Raw genomic sequence first — 18,474 nt, 5'->3', positions numbered from 1 at the left:
TTGCATGTTAAAGATACAAACTTGATCCTGAATGCCTAAAATTCAGCTTCGGCGCAAGAGGAATTCTGGCATTGGTCGGCGCGAGCCAATCATGCCGGATTAAAAAAATGCGGAAAAACAGACAGTTGAGGGGCATCATGGAGGTGCGAGAAAATTTTCTCTGACCCATGCGAGAAACGGGATATGCAGCTTTTGACAACAAATATCCCATCACTTGCGCAGACCGAGCGGCATGGACCGTCGCTCGGCGAGATGCAAGGCGAATGCGGAACGAGCAGAACCCGGTCCAACGTTCGTCAGTTCCTGCCAAGGCATTCGCTTGGGACCAGCCGGCGGACGCCCGATCCTCCGGCTTGCCCAAGCGCGCACCCGGACGCGGCGACGCGAAAACCCTCAGCCGGGAAACAGGTCCAGGATCGACGACAGACGGTTGGCACTGAGATCGATGTCGCTGAGCGGGCCGCCGCTGGGGAGATAGCCAACCACGAACAGACCGGCGGCCCGTGCGGCCTTGGTGCCGGTGCGGCTGTCTTCCACAGCGACGACGGATCCCGGAGCTATGGCGAGCTGCCGGCAGGCCTCGCGATAGGGCGTTGGGTCGGGTTTGCCGACCGTAACGTCGTCGAGGCTGATTGTGAGGCTCATATGGTCGAGCACGCCGAGCGCATCGAGATTGGCATTGACGACTTGCCGGCCGGAATTTGACACGCAGACCTGCGGGATGCCGCGGTCAGCCAGGGTCCGGATCGTCTCGACCGCCTCGGGGATCGGGATGGCGTCCGCCCGGTTGGCGACGTAGTGGGCATTGATGGCGGCGAGCCACTCCGCCTGGTCAAGCCCGACTGGGAGGCGCGGACGCAGCATTGTCCAGACGTCGCCCATATGGATGCCGCGAAAGGCCTGGTCGGGCAGGTCGTCAAGATCGACGTTCCAGTTGCGGCAGCCGGCGAGGAGAGATTGATGATGCAACGGCTCGCTGTCGATCAGCGTTCCGTCGATGTCCCAGGCGACGGCGCGATACATCACGATGGCGATCCCGCTTTGGTCGCGCCAGGAGCCGATAGGCGTGCATAGAGATCGCGATAGCGGCGATAACCCTCGCGGTAGATGTCGGCCTTGCGCGGGTCGGGATCGAGCCGGTCGGCGAAGCTGACGAAACCGGAAACGCCCGACCAGTCGTCGGTCAGGCCGACGCCGATCGCCGCCGTCCAGGCAGCGCCGATGCAAGAACCGGGGTGCCCGGTCAGGCGTTGGACCGGCTTTTGCAAGACATCCGCGACAATCTGCATCCAGACCTTGCTGCTTGAGCCGCCGTCGGAGGCGAGATAGCGCTCGGTCCGATGGCCCATGTCGTTGAGCACCTCGACATGATGCGCGATGGCAAAGGCATAGGCCTCGAGCAAAGCGCGCCAGACATGGCCGATATCGTGCGACAGCGTCAGGCCGTCGATCACGCCACGGGCCGCTGGATCATGGATCGGCGTCTTCTCGCCAAGGAAATAGGGCAGGATGATGAGGCCGTCGGCACCGGCGGGACGCTCTGCCGCCAGCGCATCGAGCCGCTGGTGTACGGAAATACCCTCGGCCTGTGCCGCGGCCATCTCGCCGCCGGCGAAATTGCGTACGAACCAGTTGAGGGCGGAGCCGCCTGTCGACATGCAGCCATTGGGCATGAACAGGCCCGGCACCAGGTGATAATCGAGATACATGCGCGGATCGGGCTTGATCTGATCGGTAGCGATCAGGATATCGACCGAGCCGCCGAATTTCAGGAGGACATCGCCCGGCTTGGCGACGCCGGCGCCAAGCGCGGAGGCGATCATGTCGGCTGCACCGCCGACGACCGGTGTCCCCGCCATCAGGCCGGTCTCATCGGCGGCCTTCGCCGAGACGGAACCGAGGATCTCATGCGAGGCGATCTTTCGTGGCACGGCCGAGCGCGGTATGTGCGCGAGCGCCACCAGATCGTCGTCGATCCGGTGCGTCGAAACGTCGACGAAGCCGGCCTCCAGCGCCCAGTTCTGCTCGACCGCACGTTCGCCGGTGAGGCGCCAGTTGATATAATCGTAGGAGCCGAAAACGGTGGCGATGCGGCTGAACACCTCCGGCTCGTGACGCTCAATCCAGCGCAGCTTTGCGGTGACGAGCTGTTGGTTGATGCCGTTGCCGGCCTTGGCGATGAAAGCCGTCTCATCGCATTCGGTCCGCAGTTCGGCCACTTCGGCGCCACAGCGGCCGTCGCTCTGCTGGATGCTCGGCCGCAGCACTTCGCCCTTCTCGTTCAGAAGAACGACCGCCGGCAGCATGCCGGTGGTGCCGACCGCCACGATTTCCTCGGCCTTGATGCCGCTGGTCCTGAGCAACTCCTGCACGATGCCGCGGACATTGGTCCACCATTGCGCGGGATCTTCCTCGGCCCAGCCCGCATGCTCGGAATGCAGCGTGACGGGGCGCGAGGCGAGGCCCAGCACCTGATCGGGAAGCCGGATCAGGATGCCGATCGTCGAGGTGGTGCCGATATCGAGACCGAGAACGAACGCCATGTCGAATCCATTGAAATGCTGGGAAGGGCAGGCGGGCGAAACCTGTCTGCCTCGTTGTGTCGCACTGCTCGATACCAGTCGATCATTCCGGACGCCGGCCTGCAACGATCGATATGATCACCGCGAGCCGGCGCGATGGCCGGCATCGCCGTGGAAGCCGTCCTCAGCGCAAAGTGGCGACAACATCCATGAAGCGCTTGACCCGATCGCCGTCGACGGCGTTCCAGGTATTGCCACCGATCTTGAAATGGGTCCCGATCACGACGCCGCTTGCCAGCGAAAGGACGTCGCGGACATTGTCGATGTTCACGCCGGTGTTGGCGAAGACCGGCACGTCCTTGATCGTCTCGCAGACGCTGCGCAGGTGGGACTGGTCGGCCGGCTGGCCGGTGATCGGACCGGAGACGAGGATCGCGTCTGCCATCGACGAGAACACCGCGCTCTTGGCACGCAATTCAATCGGGCGCTGGTCGAGCGAGTGTGCGAACTCGGCATTGATGTTGAAGAGAAGCTTCATGTCGTCGCGACCAAGGTTGTGCCGCAGGCGCGAGGCGGCGGCGCAATCGGGCTCCCACAAGCCCATATCGGAAGCGAACAGGCCGGTGAAGATCTCGCGCACGAAACGGGCTCCGGTGGCGGCTCCGATCGCGACGCTGGCAGTCGGATCCCAGAGATAGTTGACGCCAAACGGCACTTTCAGCTCGGGCTTCACCGCCTGGACGATGGCAGTCATGGCGGCAATGCCTTCGGGCGGCGCCTTGAAGACATAGGGGCGGTCGTTCTCGTTGCCGAACATGATGGCATCGACGCCGCCGTTCTGCAGCTTGCGGATGTCGGAGAGTACGCCATCGATCAGCTTGTCGAGGCCGCCATCGGAATCATAGAGGGGCGTTCCCGGCAGGGCACCGATATGTGCCATCGAGATGACAGCCTTCTTCTTGTCGCCGAAAAATTCAAATACCATCGAGTCTTCTCCTTGGGGATAAAGTGAAATGGCGCGCCTCAGTCGCGCGTCAGTGGCGGCGCGATGCGCAGGTCGACCTTGGCCGCGGCGAGCGCCGCGACGATCTTGGCCGGCGGCTCGGCATCGGTGATGAGGATGTCGATGTCCGACAGTGGCGCTATCCGCACCAGCGACATGCGCAGGAATTTGGCGGAATCGCACAGGACGATCTTGGTGCCTGACCGCCTCAGATAGGCGCGCTTCATATCGGTATCATCGAAGGAATAATCGAAGAGGCCGTCCGCTGTGATACCGGAGACGCCGATCACGGCGACATCGAACCATAGCGCCTCGAACTGGGCGATGGCCGCAGGCCCGCCGGTCGACATCTCGTCGGCCCGTACGCGGCCGCCGGCAACATAGACTTCGGGCACACCGCCATTCAGCGCCGCCGCGATCCTGAGACTGTTGGTGAACACCTTGGCGTGCGGAAGGTCCCTGAGGTGCTCGGCCATCAGATAGGTGGTGGTGCCGACATCCAATGCGATCGTGCGGTATCCCGAAACCAGCGCGGCCGCGGCCGTGGCAATCGCGGCCTTCGGGTCGCGGCGCTGGCGCAAGCGCGAATCGAAACTCGGCTCTTCGCTGTCCATGGCGACCAGCGGCGGGTTGTCGGCCTCGATCGCGCCGCCATGGATTCGGACCAGCCTACCCTCGCGTTCCAGTTCGACGAGATCGCGGCGGATCGTCATGTCGGAAACGGCAAGTTCGGCCGCTGCCGCGGCGACGGTGAGCGACCCCGTCCGGCGCAGCAAAGCCAGGATGCGTGCCTGCCGGTCGTGCGCGAGAAGGCGCTGACGATCGGCGTCGCGCGGTGCGCCATGCGGCGATGTCTCAGGAAGGGTGGTGTCGTCTGCCATCGATGTATCCGGTGGGTAAGCCGCCGACGAAGCGGTCTGCTGATCTTCACACTATCGCATGATCGAACATTTTCAAACAAAAATATGTTTGCAGTGTTCGATTTTATTGGTATGCATCTCGATATCAACAAAATGCGTTCCGCCATCAAGCAGAGAGAATACGACCATGCCGGCTGTCTCCGTCACGCCTCCCGTGCTTGCCGAACTCGCGGGCAAGCGAGCCTTCGTGACGGGCGGTGGCGCGGGGATCGGCCGGGCGATCGCGACCGCCCTGACGCGGCAGGGCGTCGCCGTGGCGATCGGCGATCTGGATCCCAAGGCGGCACGTCAGGCGGCTGAGGAAATTGGTGGCGGTGCCGCCGCCGTCACGGTCGATGTCCGCCGCCGCGATTCCGTCGAGGCGGCCTTCTCCACCGTACTGGAAGCGCTTGGCGGCTGCGACATCCTGATCGCCAATGCCGGCGTGTCCACCATGCAGCACGCGCTCGATCTGACCGATGAGGAGTGGGACTTCAACTTTTCGGTCAATGCCCGCGGTGTATTCCTGGCAAATCAGATCGCTGGACGGCATTTTGTCAAGCAAGGCACGGGTTGCATCGTCAACACCGCCTCGCTTGCCGCGAAGGTCGGTGCGCCGCTCCTGGCGCATTATTCGGCATCCAAGTTCGCCGTGCTCGGCTGGACGCAGGCCTTTGCCCGCGAGCTCGCGCCCAAGGGGATACGCGTCAATGCCGTCTGTCCCGGGTTCGTCAAGACCGGCATGCAGTCGCGCGAAGTCGAATGGGAGGCGCATCTGCGGCAAGTCACGCCCGAACGGGTGGTCGCCGACTATATCGCGCAGACGCCGCTCGGCCGGCTCGAGCTGCCGGAGGATGTCGCCGACGTCGTCGTGTTCCTCTGCTCGGATCAAGCCCGCTTCATGACCGGCCAGGGCGTCAACGTGACCGGCGGCGTCTACATGACCTGACGGCTTTCGGCGGCTGTAGCCGGATGCTGATGCGGGCACGCGCCTATCCAAAAAAGTGAACACATATGATCAGAAGTTAGGCTTTTAATGTTATATTTTGTTCTCTAAGATGACCGTTCGCTCGACTTCGGCCTTCGGCGTCAGCCGGGTCAGACGGGTTCATGAGGAAAGTCTATGGCGTCTATCGAGCTCGATCGCGTTTCCAAGCTCTACGGCAATGGCAATTACGGGGTGCATGAGGTCGATCTCACCATTCCCGATGGTGAATTCGTGATCTTTCTCGGTCCGTCGGGATGCGGCAAGTCGACGACGCTGCGGATGATTGCCGGCCTGGAGAGTATCTCCTCCGGCGATCTTCGCATCGGTGGCAAGAGCGTCGCCAATGTCGCGCCGCGCGACCGAAACGTCGCCGTGGTGTTCCAGAGCTACGCGCTCTATCCGCACATGTCGGTGCGGCAGAATATGGCCTTCGGGCTGAAGATGCGCGGCACCGACGCGGCGGTCATCGATGCCAAGATTGCAGACGCCGCTAACCTGCTCGGTCTGCAGAACCTTCTCGGCCGCAAGCCGGCAGCGCTTTCGGGTGGCCAGCGGCAGCGTGTCGCGCTCGGCCGGGCGATCGTTCGCGAACCGGCGGCCTTCCTGCTTGACGAACCGCTGTCCAATCTCGATGCGCAACTGCGTGCCGAGATGCGGCTCGAACTCGTGAAGCTGCACCGGCGCCTCGGCCGCACCATCGTCCATGTCACCCACGACCAGGTCGAGGCGATGACCATGGGCGATCGCATATGCATCATGCGCGATGGTCGCCTGATTCAGGCCGGCCGGCCGCTTGAAGTCTATGCCGACCCGGTCAACACCTTCGTCGCACGCTTCCTGGCGACGCCGCCGATGAACCTCATTCCGGCCACGCTTCAGGCCGCACCTGGCGAAGGGCTCTCCGTCCTGACCGACAGCGGTGCCGTGCTTGCCGTCCCCGCCCGCCACCGCGCCGCCTATGGCGAGCGTGTCGGGCGCCGCGTCATTCTGGGCGTGCGAGCCGAGGATTTCCACGAAAGCCCCGACAAGCCGGACTGGCAGAAGGTTGCCGTACGGGTCGTGGCCGTCGAGGCTCTCGGCGCCGAGAACGTCCTGATCGGCCAGATTGCCGGTCACGCCACCGGCAGGGATGATGCTCACCCCGCGGGGGGCGACAAGCCGTTGGAGATCGCCGCCCGCCTCAGCCGTTATTTCACGGCGCCCGTCGGCTCGATGGTCGAACTCTACATCGACCCGCTGCCGATGCACCTCTTTGATCCCGAAACCGAACTGGTCATCGCGCGGCCGAGCCTCATGGGGGCCACGCGATGACCAGCATGGACAGAAACGAACGGCCGGCCTTTCGTCGCCGCTTCGGCTTGCATTTCGGGCTGATTGTCGTCTGCGCCATCGTGCTGCTGCCACCGCTCTGGGTGCTGCGGACAAGCTTCGTCCCCGAGCAGTTGTCCTACAGCAACGAGCTGATGCCGGCCTTTACGACGGACAATTATTCGGCGCTGCTGTCGAGCCGCTTCGGTCAGTCGTACCTCAACAGCCTGATCGTCGCGCTCGGCTCGGTTCTGCTCGCATTGCCTTTTGCCGCCACCACCGGCTATGCCTTCGCCCGCTTCCGCACGGGCGGTCGTTGGGCGCGTTTTGCCGTTCTGGCGACGCAGATGTTGCCGCCCGTGGCGCTGGTGCTGCCGACCTTCACGCTGTTCCGAAGCCTGGAGCTCAGCAATTCGCTGACGGGGCTGATCATCGTCTATGCCGCGCTCAACCTGCCTTTCCTGACCTGGATCCTGATGGGCTTCTTCGAGGGCATTCCAGTGGATCTGGAATGGGCGGCGATGACCGACGGCGCGACCGCCTGGGGCGCCTTCTGGCGTATTGTCCTGCCGGTGTCGATGCCCGGTATCGCGGCCGCCGGCGTGCTCGGCTTCATCCTGGCGTGGAATGAGTTTTTGTTTGCCCTGGTTTTGAGCGGGCCGAAGACGGCAACCATACCGGTTGCGCTTGCGGCGTTGCAGACCTCGAACGGCGTCCAGATCGCCAAGGTTTCTGCCGGCGTCGTCCTTGCCATCCTGCCGCTGGTCGTGGCTTCCCGCTTCATCCAGCGTTTCATCGTCCAGGGCTTGACGTTCGGCAGCGTGAAATAGGCCGGCCGCTCCGAGAGCCGACATGGCTCGCTAGCCGGTTATGAAATCGTGGCGGGATCACCGCCGCGTCCAGAGGGAAAGAGGAGTAGAGAGTTATGACTTGGAACAAGCAGACCTTGATCAAAATGCTGATGACGGCCGTGAGCGGGGCAGCTGTTGTCGGCGCATCGCTTCCGGCCAGGGCGGCTGAGCCCATCACCTTGCACGCCTTGATGGAGGACGTGCCGGAAACCAAGATCATTGAAGCGCTGTTGCCCGAATTCGAGAAGCAGACCGGCATCAAGGTCGAGTTTGAGAAGATCGGCTATCCTGACATGCACGACAAGCTGGTGTCGCAGCTGACCGCGCCGCAGAGCTACTACAATGTGCTCGAGGTCGACTTCCTGTGGGCCGGCGAATTTCCGGCGGCCGGCTGGCTGGCCGACCTGAAACCCTTCGTCGAGAAATCCAAATACGATCTGAGCCCCTTCATTCCCTCGACGCTTGACCTGCTCGGCCGAACCAAGGACCAGCTGTTCCTGGTGCCCATGTACAACTACTCGATGGGCCTCCTCTACCGGAAGGACCTGATCGGCGACGAGAAGCTCAAGGCCGCCTACAAGACGGCAACCGGCAAGGAGCTCGCTTTGCCGACGACGCTCGAAGACTATGTGGCGATTTCCAAATTCATGAAGGCCAATGCCGGCGTCGCCGGAGCCGCGATGCAGGGCCAGCGCGGCGATCCCAACAGCATGGAATTCTCCAACTACCTGTTCTCCGCCGGCGGCAGCTATCTCAATGCCGACGGCAAGGCGAACCTCGACACGGCAGAGGCCAAGAAGGCGCTCGATCTCTATGTCGACAACATCCAGCACGGCGCCCAGCAGGGTGCCGTGTCGGCCACGCTCGACGACACCATGCGTCTGATGTGCAGCGGTTCCGCCTTCAGCATGGTCACCTATTGGTGGATGCTGCCGCAGATGGACGATGCCGTGAAGTGTCCGACGGTCGCCGGCAAGGTCGGCCTGTCGGTGATGCCGGGCGGCCATGGCGAGAGCGGCGGCTGGGGCTGGGGCATTCCCAAGAACACGTCGCCGGAAGAGCAGGAAGCCGCCTGGACCTTCATCCAGTGGGTGCAGAGCAAGGATGTTTCGGTGAAGCGCGCGCTCGAGGGCCACGCGCCCGTGCGCAGCGATGTCTATGCCGATGCGGCGGTGCTGGCGAAATATCCCTTCTACAAGACCGCCCAGGATGTGGTGGCGACCGGCAAGTCGTTCCCGATCTTCACCTATTCGGCGCAATACGAGGATCTGCTCGGTACCCAGCTTTCGCTGGCGGCTGGCGGCCAGGCGACATCGGACGCGGCGCTGAAGGCGGCTTCCGACGGCCTGCAGGGGCTCCTCGACAAATAACGGTCCGGCTCGGCAAGGAGACCCGGCGCGGCGGTGTCAGCCGCGCCGGATCTTCCAGACCCCGGATCTTGACGAGATCAGCAACGCCACCCCGACCAAGGCTCGGCCACGATGCACAATGCGATCAAAAAAGGATGGGCTGCCCGTGGCCGCGAGTGGCGGACCGGCTGGGCCTTCGCCTTGCCCGGCCTGCTGCTGCTGGCGATCGTGATGGGCTTTCCCCTGGCCTATGCCTGCATCCTCTCGATCTCCTCGATGACCTTGATCAAGCCGCAGCTCCTGCCGCTTGTCGGGTTCAAGAATTTCGCTTCGATGATCGGCGATGAGCTGTTCTGGAACGCGCTCTGGCTCACCGTGCGCTATTCGGCGGTGACCGTGGTCGGCGAATTCGTGATCGGGCTCGGCATTGCCCTGATGCTCAACCGGACGGTCCGGATGAAGCCGGTCTATTTCGCGGTTCTGACCATTCCCATGGCGATGTCGCCGATCAGCGTCGCCCTGATCTGGCGCATGCTGCTCCAGCCCAATCTCGGCATCGCCAATCATCTCATGGAGATATCAGGCCTGCCGCGCCTCGACTGGCTAGGCACGCCAGGCATGGCACTCTGGACGATGGCGGCGATCGACATCTGGCAGCAAATGTCCTTCGTCGTGCTGATCCTCGCCGCGGGACTCGCCGCTTTGCCGCGCGATCCCTATGAGGCTGCTGAAGTGGACGGCGCGCGCGGCTGGCAGCAATTCTTCTACATCACGCTGCCGATGCTTCGGCCGGTCGCGGCGATCACCATCATCATCCAGCTGATCAACGAATTCCGGACCTACGATCTGCCCTATGTCCTGACCAAGGGCGGGCCAGGCAACGCGACCGAAGTGCTGAGCTTCTTTGCCTATCGCCGTGCCTTTCTCGGCCTTTCGCTCAACGAAGGCGCGGCAGCCGCGTTCGTGCTGCTGCTGATCGTGCTTCTGCTCACCGTGATCTTCTTCGCCGTCCTCGAACGCTCGCAATCGGGAGAGGGCCGGAAGTAGGGCTGTTAAGCCTTGAGCAATCTATGCGGTCTATCCTGGCCTGCAGATTGTCGAGGGAACATGAAACGCCAGCCGCTTCTGCTTTTCGCCTTTCCGTTTCTCATTCTGGCGGTCCTGGCAGGGGAGCGCATGGCGACCTTGTTGCTGGGCATCTATCCAGCCAGCCCCACCGCATGGTGGCTATGGCTTGAACTGCGCCCCTTGTCGACGGTGCTTTGGCAGCAGGTGGATGTCTGGCTGGGCGGTTCCATGGCTTTCGAAGCCGCTATCCTTGCCGCCGCATCGATCGTCTGCTGGATGGCGTGCCACGCCAAGCGGTCGGCTTTCTTCTTCCTCGCCAACCATATCGCCCTGATTTTCGCCGGGCTGATGATCGCGGTCGGCAGCCATTCGGAAACGGCAAGCACGATTGCCGAATTCACGTCGCCCAAGGGTCTTCCCTATTCGCTGGCCGTCGATTTCACCTTGAAGAATAGCTTGGTGCTGCTTTTGGGCTTCGTGGCCTGTGCCTACTGCCACATCGCCTTTCTCACCGAGGCGCGGGAGCGGTCCGTCCGGGCCATCCGCATCCTCGCGCTGCAGCGCGATCTTTAGATCTCGCCCAAGCGGCCTTCGTTCAGCCACGCCCGAAGTCTAGTTGATCCGGCGGTAATAGACCTTGCCGTCGGGCTGCTGGATGCGCTGGTAGTTGGAGCTTGGGGCAGGGGGCGACGCCGAGGCGATTCTCCTCCTGGGTGCGGGCGCTTCGATGACGCCGGGCTCGCTCGCGCTTTCGCCGTCGAGGGCTTCGGGCGCTTGCGCCAGCGTGCTGGTAGCGATCTCGGATGGCTCTTCCGCACCCGGCATGGCCTCGCCGCCGGCGACCGGCATAGTCTGCCTCAGCCGGGCAATGCTGGCATCGATCTCGTTGAAGCTGCCTTGCAACTGGCTGTCCAGTTTCTCGAACCGGCTCTGAAAACCGTTGTTGACCGTGTCGAGCCGGGCTGCGATCCGCTGCTCGAACGCGCCGAGCTGCTCCAGTCGCGCCTCGACGAAACGCAGGTCGCTCATGCCACGATAGAGATAGACCGCGGCCGCCATGTTGACCGCGGTGATCAGAAGCGCGCCACCGGCGACGATGACGCCGATCGTCTTTGCCTTGCTGGGTTTCCCGGTGGCAGCCGGTTCGCGCTGTTCCTGGTTTCCGATATCGATCGCCGGCATGTCCGGTTCGCTGATCATCGTCATTGGACCACCACCTTTGCGCCGACCGCGACGCGTTTGAAAAGATCGATCACATCCGTGTTGGTGAGACGAAAACAGCCCGATGTCCCGTCGAAGCCGACACCCGACGGGTCGTTGGTGCCGTGTATGCGGTAGAGCGTGTCGCGCCCGTCCCGCGACAGGTAGAGCGCCCTTGCGCCGAGCGGATTGTAGGGGCCGGCGGGCACCATTTTCGGCAGCTCCGGCTGGCGGGCGCGCATTTCCTGCGGCGGGCGCCACTCCGGCCATTCGGTCTTCGCCCCGACCTTGACGACGCCGGTCCAGCCGAACCCGTCGCGCCCGACGCTGATCTGATAGCGCAGCGCCTGACCCTGGCGGGTCACCAGGTAAAGCGCCTTCTCGTCCTTGCGGATGACGATCGTGCCCGGCTGCTCTGCGGTCGCGAAGGCAACGGCTTTGCGCAGGCTGGGTCCCATCGCCGGCAGCGGCGGTCGCTCGGAAAGCGCCGATCGCGCTTCGGCGAAGTCGTGGACGGACAGCGCCAGCGCCAGGCCGAGCACGCAGGCGCCGGCGAGCTTTGGGATGATCCGATATCTACCGGGCAGCGTCATCGAGCCGCTCTTTGAACATCCGCTTCAGATCCTTGTTGAAGCGCGCCCGCCCATCCACTTCGGAAGGCGGGATGGCCCTGTTCAGCGCATCGGTCAGGAGCGCGTTGTCGAGCGCGACCGACTTGATGTGCGGCGCCTTGAAGATCTTTTCGAGCTCGCTGCGCGAGAAATGGTTCCCGAACCATTTGCGCTTGTGCTTGTTGGCGACCAGCGTGATGCTGACCGCATTGCCGCGCAGCTCGCGGATCTTCTTGTAAAGCCGCTTGCCCTGCCGCAGCGAAGCGACATTGAGTTCGAACACGATGAAGATCTCGTCGCTCGTCGACAGCACGGAATTGTGCCAGGGCGTTTCCAGATTGGGCAGGTCGATGACGATGTCGTCGAAGCGGTAGGCGACGAGGTCGAGCAGCCTGAAAACGAAATCGCTGCCATGCGGCTCGAACGGCAGCTGCGGCCGCTCGAACGCGTAGAGGGTGAGGCCGGACGGGCGCGACAGCTTGATGACGTCCATCAGCTCGACATCGAGCCGCTCCGGCTGGCCGATGATGCCGGCAAGGTCGAACTGGTTGAACAAATTGAGATAGGCGCCGCAATTGGCGCTCTGGAAATCCAGGTCGACGAGACAGGTGGACGCCGCGCGCTCAGCTGATTTCGAAGCCAGGAATTCGGCCGCCGACAGCGCCAGCGTCGTGGCGCCGGCGCCGCCGCTGGCGCCGATGAAGGTGATGATCCGGCTTTTGGTTCCCTGGTTGCCGGTGTCGTGGAAGGTCACCGCATTGAGCAGCTCCTTGCCGTCGAGCGGCTTGTGCAGCCAGTCCGAGGCGTTCATGCGCACCAAAACGCGCGTCTGCTCCGAGCTCAGCTCGTCGGAAACCGCGATCAGCGGAACGCTGGCCCACAGCGCGCGCGCCTCGACGATGCCGGGCCTGCCGAGCAGCTCGCCATCGCCGAGATCGAGGATGACAATGCCAGGGCGCGTGTCGGCCGGCGGGCCCTTGAGGAAGTCGCTCGTCTCGGAAACCCTGACATCATAGATCGCCAGCGCATCGAGCCGCGTCGCCACATCGCGCTTGAAATGTGGATCTGACGAAAACAGCGCCACCTGCTTGCGCTTGGTCGGCGTCACCTTGGTGTTGATGGCGTTCATGACGCGGTACTCTTCAAATCTTCGCCCGTGACCGTGCTCAGCATCGAGGGCATGTTGATAGTGCCGAACCCCAACAGTCCGCCAAGGAAGAAGAACTGGAAAGTCCGGTTTTGCAGGTTGACTGTGATGGTCGGCACAGGGCCGCTGAGCCTGGTTTGAAATCCAAGTCCTGTCGCCGAATAGGTAATGACGACATTGGTTCGCAGGAGGCCCGGAAAGAAATGGCACATGCCAGACCGCTGAGTTCCTGTTGGCGCCGGGCATGCATCGTTGTTGGTAACGGCCGTGTCGCCCCTGAAGATGCGACTGAAGGCATTGGCGTCGAAGTTGGCGGTGCTGCCATTGCAGGCCCCGATGCTGCCGGTATATTTGCAGACGAACGGAACGTAAGCGCCGGCCGCGACCGGCGCGCCCGGTACCGAGACCGGCGCTGCGGCGGCAAGCGCTGTTGCCGGCACCACCGGATCGGAAATCGAGGCCAGCCTTGCGCCGATCTGGACGGCCTTGGTCGCGCCATTCCATTGGTAGAGGGCGTAACCGAAATCGACAAAGCCGAACGTCAGCGCAAAAAGCAGAGGCGCGACGATGGTCATCTCGATCATGGCCGCGCCGTGCTGTGATTTTGCGAAGCGCCTTATCATCATCAGAACCGGATCAACCGCTCCTGATGGAAGCCGCTCAGGGTGATCGAACCGATGTTGAGAAGCGCCAACATGCCGACACCGCTGTAGGGATAGGTCCCCGCCGCACTGACGATGCACACTTGGGGGGTCACCGATCGATATTGGGTAACGCCGGCAACAAGAGCGTCGTGGCAAGAGCCGCTGGCACCGATGGTCACCGTCACATTCGCTTTCTGCCAACCACTGACGCGCGGGCTGGTCGTCACCACACCATTCACGACAGTCGGCGCAGCCGTGCCATATACCGCGATGTTTGTCGCAATATCGGCACAGTCGATCGTCGAAAAACCGGAACTCGCATAATCGGTGTACAATTGGCTATTGCAGCGAGCTCCGAACCGGGCAGCGTCGGTCAGGCCCGCTTCCATCAGCAGCTTGTCGTGAATCAGATTGCCGAATTCGAATACTCCAGCGGACAGCAACAGCATCACCGGTGCGACGAGTGTCATTTCGACAAGCACCGCGCCACGCTGGTCTCGATGGAATTTCGTTAGATGACGTACGACGTTTAGAAACATCGCCATCACCTGTAGAGTTGCGCTTCGTCGCGCAGGAAGTTGTCAAGTGAGCCATTCCCGGCTTTCGTCGTGATATCGACGATCTCACCGTAAATGTCGGCGGAGGGCGGTGATCCTGCGGGCTCGGTGAGGAATACGCTTGCAAAAGCCTGCGTGGGATAGGGGCCCTTCGAGCCTTGCACCTGATTGGCCACGCAGTCGATGAGGGCGACGTAGATCATTCTGCGTTTCGGATCATTAAGCGGGTTAGGATGGCATTGGGGACCCGTTGCCTCGGGGCCGCTGGTCAAGCCGGGGTGCTGCAGTTCGTAATTATAGACATCCCATCGGCTCGAATCTGAGGGAAGGTCCGATGGGAGTGTCGATGTGCCGTGGTTGACCCGCCAATAGTTGGGCAGATCCCAACTGCCATTGCCGAGCCTACTGAAGCCCGTCACCGAACCGCATGTGTTGGAGACAAGGCAGTTATCGCGGGGCAGCGCCATATATTGGGATGTCTGGGTTCCCGTGGGGGCAACGTAAGAGCAGACACCCTTGCTGTCGACCTGCTTGACCATGCCTTTGCGGACATTGGGCGCGGGCGGGTAGGTTGTCGGGCTTAGCCCATTCTTGGCATAGATATCAAAGCGGACATTAATGCCATCGTTTACGGGTGGGACGTTGCCGGGCGCTGTCTCGACGCCGTCGTCTTTGTAGCAGGTCAACGGCTTGGTTGACGCGAACATGTTGGTCAGATCCGGCGTCGCCTGACTCCCGTCCGGTGTCTTAAGGAAGCCATAGTCGCCCGGACCATACTGTGCGTTGCCGCCACCGCTTTGCGCCTTCAGATAGACCATCGGCCTGCTGTGGCCGCGTAAGGTGGCGCCAAGCGCTTCAATGCTCGGATACGGGTTGCAGATGAACATCGGCGTGAAATCGCAGACGCTTGATGAGAAGCCCGCGACCGAGGTGGCTCCGACATCAAAGCTACCGGCGGCGGAGGAACTCAGGAACGACACCGGGAATATCGCGGCGAAGCCAACAGGCGTTACCTTGACCTCCAGGTATCGCGCCTTCGATGCATCCGTAACTTCATCGATGATGAAATCGGTGAGGGGACGCGCGTCGCCGGCTACGCCGTTCTGAGTTGGCGGGATCGTCCGAAGGTAACGTCTCGTCACGCCAGCAGCCTGCAAAGTCTGCGCCTCCGGGGTGGTGGAGTCCGAGAAATAATACTGATTGGCTACCAGAGTTGAGAGCGCCCTGTCCGCTCTGGTGATGCTGTCGGCCTTGCCATCGAGTTCAGCGGCTGCGGCAATCGCTAAAGCGTCGGCGCCCTTCTGCAGATCATTATGCATGTTGTTTACGCGACTCATATCGATCACAAGCAGCGAAAAGCCAATGATAGCCGGCAGCGTGACGCTGACGAGGATCAGCGCTATTCCCCTCTGATCGTGCCAGAACGCGCGAATGGTCCGCAGCATGGCCTTACTCTTTGCTCCCTTGCCAGGTTTCCTCGTATCGCCTGGCGGACTGAAACCGCATCCTTCCGTTCAGTTCACGGCGTTACCGCACCGCCGACATTGACCGTGATCGCTGGCGGCGGTGGTGGTGGCGGCGGAAATCTGTAACTGTTTGCAACAGCGGCAGCGCGCGTGCCGTCGCCTTCAATATGAGTGTTCCGGGACGCCGGATTAAGCGGGTCGACCGTCTGCAGCATCGAATTGAATTTCTGCGAGTCGCCGGCGGCCAGGGTCACCGTATCATAGTGGTTGAGATAGTCCGCGGCGCAGCCCGACAGTGCACCGGCGCACAGGATGAGGATCAAGGCGCTATTTCTTGACATAGAGCATCTTGTCCTTCGATTTGAAGTCGAGCATGTGGCCATAGGGGCCGGTGACGCCGTCGCCCGTTTCATATTTTCGGATCATATCCTTGTTCACCTCGAGTTGACCAAGCACGAAGAATTCCGGATCGTTGGCCGGCCGTGTCTTGTCGAACGGCGTCGCCAGCTGCTCGCCGGGCTTCACCGGCCGCACGAGGTGCGGCGTGACGATGACAACCAGCTCAGTCTCTTCCTTCTGGCTGCTCGAATTGCGAAACAGCGCGCCGATCACAGGCACCTGGCCGAGCCACGGCACCTGGTCCTGCTGCTTGGTGGTTTTGCTCGACAGAAGCCCGCCGACAGCAAAGCTCTGGCCGTCGCGCAACTCGACAACGGTTTCCAGCTTGCGGTTGGTGAAGATCGGGTCGCCGGCGGTGGTGAAGCCGGTCAGGTCGCTGACCTCCGGCGCCAGCTTGATGTGGATCTTGTCGTCGGCGAGCACGACTGGCGTGAACAGAAGATTGACGCCGAATTGCTTGTACTCGATCTGGATTTCGCCGTCCTTGTTGACGCTGCGGATCGGCACTTGGCCGCCGGCGTTGAAACTGGCCGGCTCGCCGGATAGCGTCGTCAGGTTGGGCTCGGCCAGCGTGCGCACCACGCCCTTGGCCTCAAGCGCCTCGATGATCAGATCGACCTTGATGTTGCTGTCGATGACGCGAGTGATCAGGGCCGCGAACGGGTTGGTATTCGAGAGGAGGCCGCTGATCAGATTGCCTGGCCCAAGCACGACATGGTCCTCGTCGACGGCAGCAACACCGGTGCCGGTGCGGGTCGTGCCATCGCCGTTCCTGCTCCGGATCGACACGCCGAGATCGCGGCCGGCGTTGCGCTTCGCTTCCAGCACGCGAACCTCGAGATTGACCTGCTGGCTGTCGTCTACGATGACCGAGTTGATGACGGCGTCGGGGCCATATTGCTGCGCCACTTCCATGATCGCCGCCAGCGTGGCGCCGTCCTTGACATGGCCGCCAAGCCTGACCTTGCCGTTGATCGAGCCGATTTCGATACGTGACCGCGGCGCCACCTGGCGGATCGCCTGCGCCATGTCGCTGACATCGACGCCGACCTCGATCTGTAGGGCGCCGAGCGAGCGCTTGTCGGTGGAGAACAGATTGACCGTGGTGGTACCGGCTCCCTTGCCGATGACATAGAGCGTACGGTCGGTCATCGGCTGGGCATCGGCGATCTTCTCGTCGCCGACGACGATGTCGCCCAGATTGGCACTCACCTGGATCGTTACCGATTGCGACATCGGCAGGAAAATACGATGAACGGCGGGGGTCGACACGTCGATGAAGCGGTCGGCCGCACCAGCTGTCAGGCTCGACAGCAACAGAGCCGCCAGACAGGGCAACGCGGCCACCGCCATCCCTAACCTAGATCCCCGCATCCCCATCTCCCCACTCGCTGCTGGTGGCAGCACCCATTTCACCGCGCTTATTGTTGTCGCGGCACGTCATATGTCTCGAGCTTCACACCTCGGAACACGCCGATCGTGGCGCGTGCCGGCGGCTCTGGCTGCACGTATTTGACCACTTCCTTGGTCGCCGGTGCCACGACAGGAACCGGTTTGGTACGGCCCAGTTCGTCGAGACGGCTTCCCACTTTTTCCACGGCCTGGGTTAACCCGGCAATCTTGTCTTCGGCGCGCTTGCGCTCGGCTGCTGCCGCCGCTTCGGCCGCTGCCTTCTTGTCGAGTTCCGCCTGCCTGGCGGCGACATCGGCCGGCGTTTCGCCGGTCAGGTCGGAAAGCGTCACCCGTTCGGTCGTCTCACCCTTGCTGGCGGCGGCCTGGCGCAGCGCCAGCGACAATTGGCCGGCGCCTGCCGCCAGTGTCAGCTTCTGCGCATCCTTGGTGCTGGCCTCAAGCGTCACCGACTTCACGACCGTCGGGCTGTCCTTGCTTTCGTCCGCAACCTGGTCGACGGCGAGCACCTTCATGCTCTGCAGCAGCACGTCGACAAAACTCTTGTCCGCGCCATCGTCGCCGCGCACCGTCCGCGTCAGCAGCACATCTACCCGGTCACCCGGGAAGACAAAGCCGGCGACGCCGAGTACATCGTTTACCCTGATGGACACGGCCTTCATGCCCTCGCCGAGCACCGCCGAAAGCGTGGCGCGCTGGCCGGGGCCGGTGATTTTGGTGGCGAGGATCGGTTCGTTGACACCGATCGCCTGCAACGCCTGCTTCGAGCCGTCACCGGCTAACGCTTCTTTTGTGGTCTTGAAAGCGCCTGTAGGAATTGCGCCTGCTGGCCATGCGATCTCGCGGAGCTTGTCTGAGGTCAGCGTGTCGCCGAACTTCAGCGCCACCGTAGCCACCACAACCGTATCGCGTAGGACATCGTTCGTCTGCGCCATCGCGTTGCGTTGATTTGCCAGCCAGATGTTGGCGAGCACCACCGCAAGTACGCCGAACACGCCGGCCAGGACGATCATGATGAGTGTGTTGGCTCGCATTTCCCGCTGCCCCCGCAG

Annotated in this window: 19 protein-coding genes; 6 read left to right on the top strand and 13 right to left on the bottom strand. The window is 62.6% G+C overall.

Going from position 1 to position 18,474, the window contains the following annotated elements; all coding sequences use genetic code 11:
* Positions 1 to 393 precede the first annotated feature (393 nt).
* From LB559_RS27955 to LB559_RS27940, 4 genes are all read right to left on the bottom strand, one after another.
* The gene (locus tag LB559_RS27955; protein ID WP_127369386.1) at positions 394 to 1,023 is read right to left on the bottom strand and encodes an HAD family hydrolase; all 630 of its coding nucleotides are present in this window, start codon (positions 1,021 to 1,023) and stop codon (positions 394 to 396) included.
* Positions 1,023 to 2,543 (bottom strand): FGGY-family carbohydrate kinase, encoded by a 1,521-nt coding sequence (locus LB559_RS27950; RefSeq protein ID WP_224675483.1) that lies wholly within the window; start codon positions 2,541 to 2,543, stop codon positions 1,023 to 1,025. Before LB559_RS27950 ends, LB559_RS27955 begins: the two co-directional genes overlap by 1 nt.
* A 163-nt stretch (positions 2,544 to 2,706) precedes the next feature.
* Positions 2,707 to 3,507 (bottom strand): BtpA/SgcQ family protein, encoded by an 801-nt coding sequence (locus LB559_RS27945; RefSeq protein WP_224675482.1) that lies wholly within the window; start codon positions 3,505 to 3,507, stop codon positions 2,707 to 2,709.
* Between the two features lie 38 nt (positions 3,508 to 3,545).
* Complete coding sequence (locus tag LB559_RS27940) at positions 3,546 to 4,406, bottom strand: DeoR/GlpR family DNA-binding transcription regulator (RefSeq protein WP_027162262.1); 861 nt, start codon at positions 4,404 to 4,406, stop codon at positions 3,546 to 3,548.
* A gap of 166 nt (positions 4,407 to 4,572) precedes the next feature.
* On the opposite strand from LB559_RS27940, the gene LB559_RS27935 reads away from it, so the two are divergent.
* The 6 genes from LB559_RS27935 to LB559_RS27910 all read left to right on the top strand — a co-directional run bounded on the left by LB559_RS27935 (position 4,573) and on the right by LB559_RS27910 (position 10,561).
* Positions 4,573 to 5,373, top strand: coding sequence for an SDR family NAD(P)-dependent oxidoreductase (locus LB559_RS27935; RefSeq protein WP_024502263.1), 801 nt, complete (start codon positions 4,573 to 4,575; stop codon positions 5,371 to 5,373).
* A gap of 174 nt (positions 5,374 to 5,547) precedes the next feature.
* The gene (locus LB559_RS27930) at positions 5,548 to 6,723 is read left to right on the top strand and encodes an ABC transporter ATP-binding protein (RefSeq protein WP_224675481.1); all 1,176 of its coding nucleotides are present in this window, start codon (positions 5,548 to 5,550) and stop codon (positions 6,721 to 6,723) included.
* A gap of 5 nt (positions 6,724 to 6,728) precedes the next feature.
* Complete coding sequence (locus LB559_RS27925; RefSeq protein WP_032808731.1) at positions 6,729 to 7,550, top strand: carbohydrate ABC transporter permease; 822 nt, start codon at positions 6,729 to 6,731, stop codon at positions 7,548 to 7,550.
* Between the two features lie 95 nt (positions 7,551 to 7,645).
* On the top strand, positions 7,646 to 8,941 hold the full coding sequence (locus LB559_RS27920) for an ABC transporter substrate-binding protein (RefSeq protein ID WP_224675480.1): 1,296 nt from the start codon (positions 7,646 to 7,648) through the stop codon (positions 8,939 to 8,941).
* Between the two features lie 111 nt (positions 8,942 to 9,052).
* Positions 9,053 to 9,967: a carbohydrate ABC transporter permease gene (locus LB559_RS27915; protein ID WP_064994612.1), complete on the top strand. Its 915-nt coding sequence runs from the start codon at positions 9,053 to 9,055 to the stop codon at positions 9,965 to 9,967.
* Positions 9,968 to 10,027: 60 nt separating this feature from the next.
* The gene (locus LB559_RS27910; RefSeq protein WP_224675479.1) at positions 10,028 to 10,561 is read left to right on the top strand and encodes a hypothetical protein; all 534 of its coding nucleotides are present in this window, start codon (positions 10,028 to 10,030) and stop codon (positions 10,559 to 10,561) included.
* 39 nt (positions 10,562 to 10,600) lie between these two features.
* Here LB559_RS27910 and LB559_RS27905 read toward each other — a convergent pair whose 3' ends face one another.
* The 9 genes from LB559_RS27905 to cpaB all read right to left on the bottom strand — a co-directional run bounded on the left by LB559_RS27905 (position 10,601) and on the right by cpaB (position 18,456).
* Positions 10,601 to 11,194 (bottom strand): hypothetical protein, encoded by a 594-nt coding sequence (locus tag LB559_RS27905; RefSeq protein WP_224675478.1) that lies wholly within the window; start codon positions 11,192 to 11,194, stop codon positions 10,601 to 10,603.
* Positions 11,191 to 11,781, bottom strand: a complete 591-nt coding sequence (locus LB559_RS27900) for a L,D-transpeptidase (protein WP_224675477.1) — start codon at positions 11,779 to 11,781, stop codon at positions 11,191 to 11,193. The genes LB559_RS27905 and LB559_RS27900 overlap by 4 nt, the downstream gene beginning before the upstream one ends.
* Positions 11,765 to 12,928, bottom strand: coding sequence for a CpaE family protein (locus tag LB559_RS27895; RefSeq protein ID WP_224675476.1), 1,164 nt, complete (start codon positions 12,926 to 12,928; stop codon positions 11,765 to 11,767). Before LB559_RS27895 ends, LB559_RS27900 begins: the two co-directional genes overlap by 17 nt.
* Positions 12,925 to 13,530: a TadE/TadG family type IV pilus assembly protein gene (locus LB559_RS27890; RefSeq protein ID WP_224675475.1), complete on the bottom strand. Its 606-nt coding sequence runs from the start codon at positions 13,528 to 13,530 to the stop codon at positions 12,925 to 12,927. Before LB559_RS27890 ends, LB559_RS27895 begins: the two co-directional genes overlap by 4 nt.
* A gap of 41 nt (positions 13,531 to 13,571) precedes the next feature.
* Complete coding sequence (locus tag LB559_RS27885; protein WP_224675474.1) at positions 13,572 to 14,129, bottom strand: TadE/TadG family type IV pilus assembly protein; 558 nt, start codon at positions 14,127 to 14,129, stop codon at positions 13,572 to 13,574.
* A 5-nt stretch (positions 14,130 to 14,134) separates the two neighbouring features.
* Complete coding sequence (locus LB559_RS27880) at positions 14,135 to 15,592, bottom strand: pilus assembly protein TadG-related protein (protein ID WP_224675473.1); 1,458 nt, start codon at positions 15,590 to 15,592, stop codon at positions 14,135 to 14,137.
* A gap of 74 nt (positions 15,593 to 15,666) precedes the next feature.
* On the bottom strand, positions 15,667 to 15,954 hold the full coding sequence (locus tag LB559_RS27875; protein WP_224675472.1) for a hypothetical protein: 288 nt from the start codon (positions 15,952 to 15,954) through the stop codon (positions 15,667 to 15,669).
* Positions 15,941 to 17,386 (bottom strand): type II and III secretion system protein family protein, encoded by a 1,446-nt coding sequence (locus tag LB559_RS27870; RefSeq protein WP_318014188.1) that lies wholly within the window; start codon positions 17,384 to 17,386, stop codon positions 15,941 to 15,943. Before LB559_RS27870 ends, LB559_RS27875 begins: the two co-directional genes overlap by 14 nt.
* 47 nt (positions 17,387 to 17,433) lie before the next feature.
* Entirely contained in the window at positions 17,434 to 18,456 is a 1,023-nt protein-coding gene (gene cpaB / locus LB559_RS27865; protein ID WP_224675470.1) for a Flp pilus assembly protein CpaB, read from the bottom strand.
* Between the last annotated feature and the right edge of the window lie 18 nt (positions 18,457 to 18,474).

Source organism: Mesorhizobium sp. BR1-1-3, assembly GCF_020165455.1.
Lineage (GTDB): Bacteria > Pseudomonadota > Alphaproteobacteria > Rhizobiales > Rhizobiaceae > Mesorhizobium > Mesorhizobium ciceri.
This window is presented reverse-complemented; position numbering and strand designations above follow the sequence as displayed.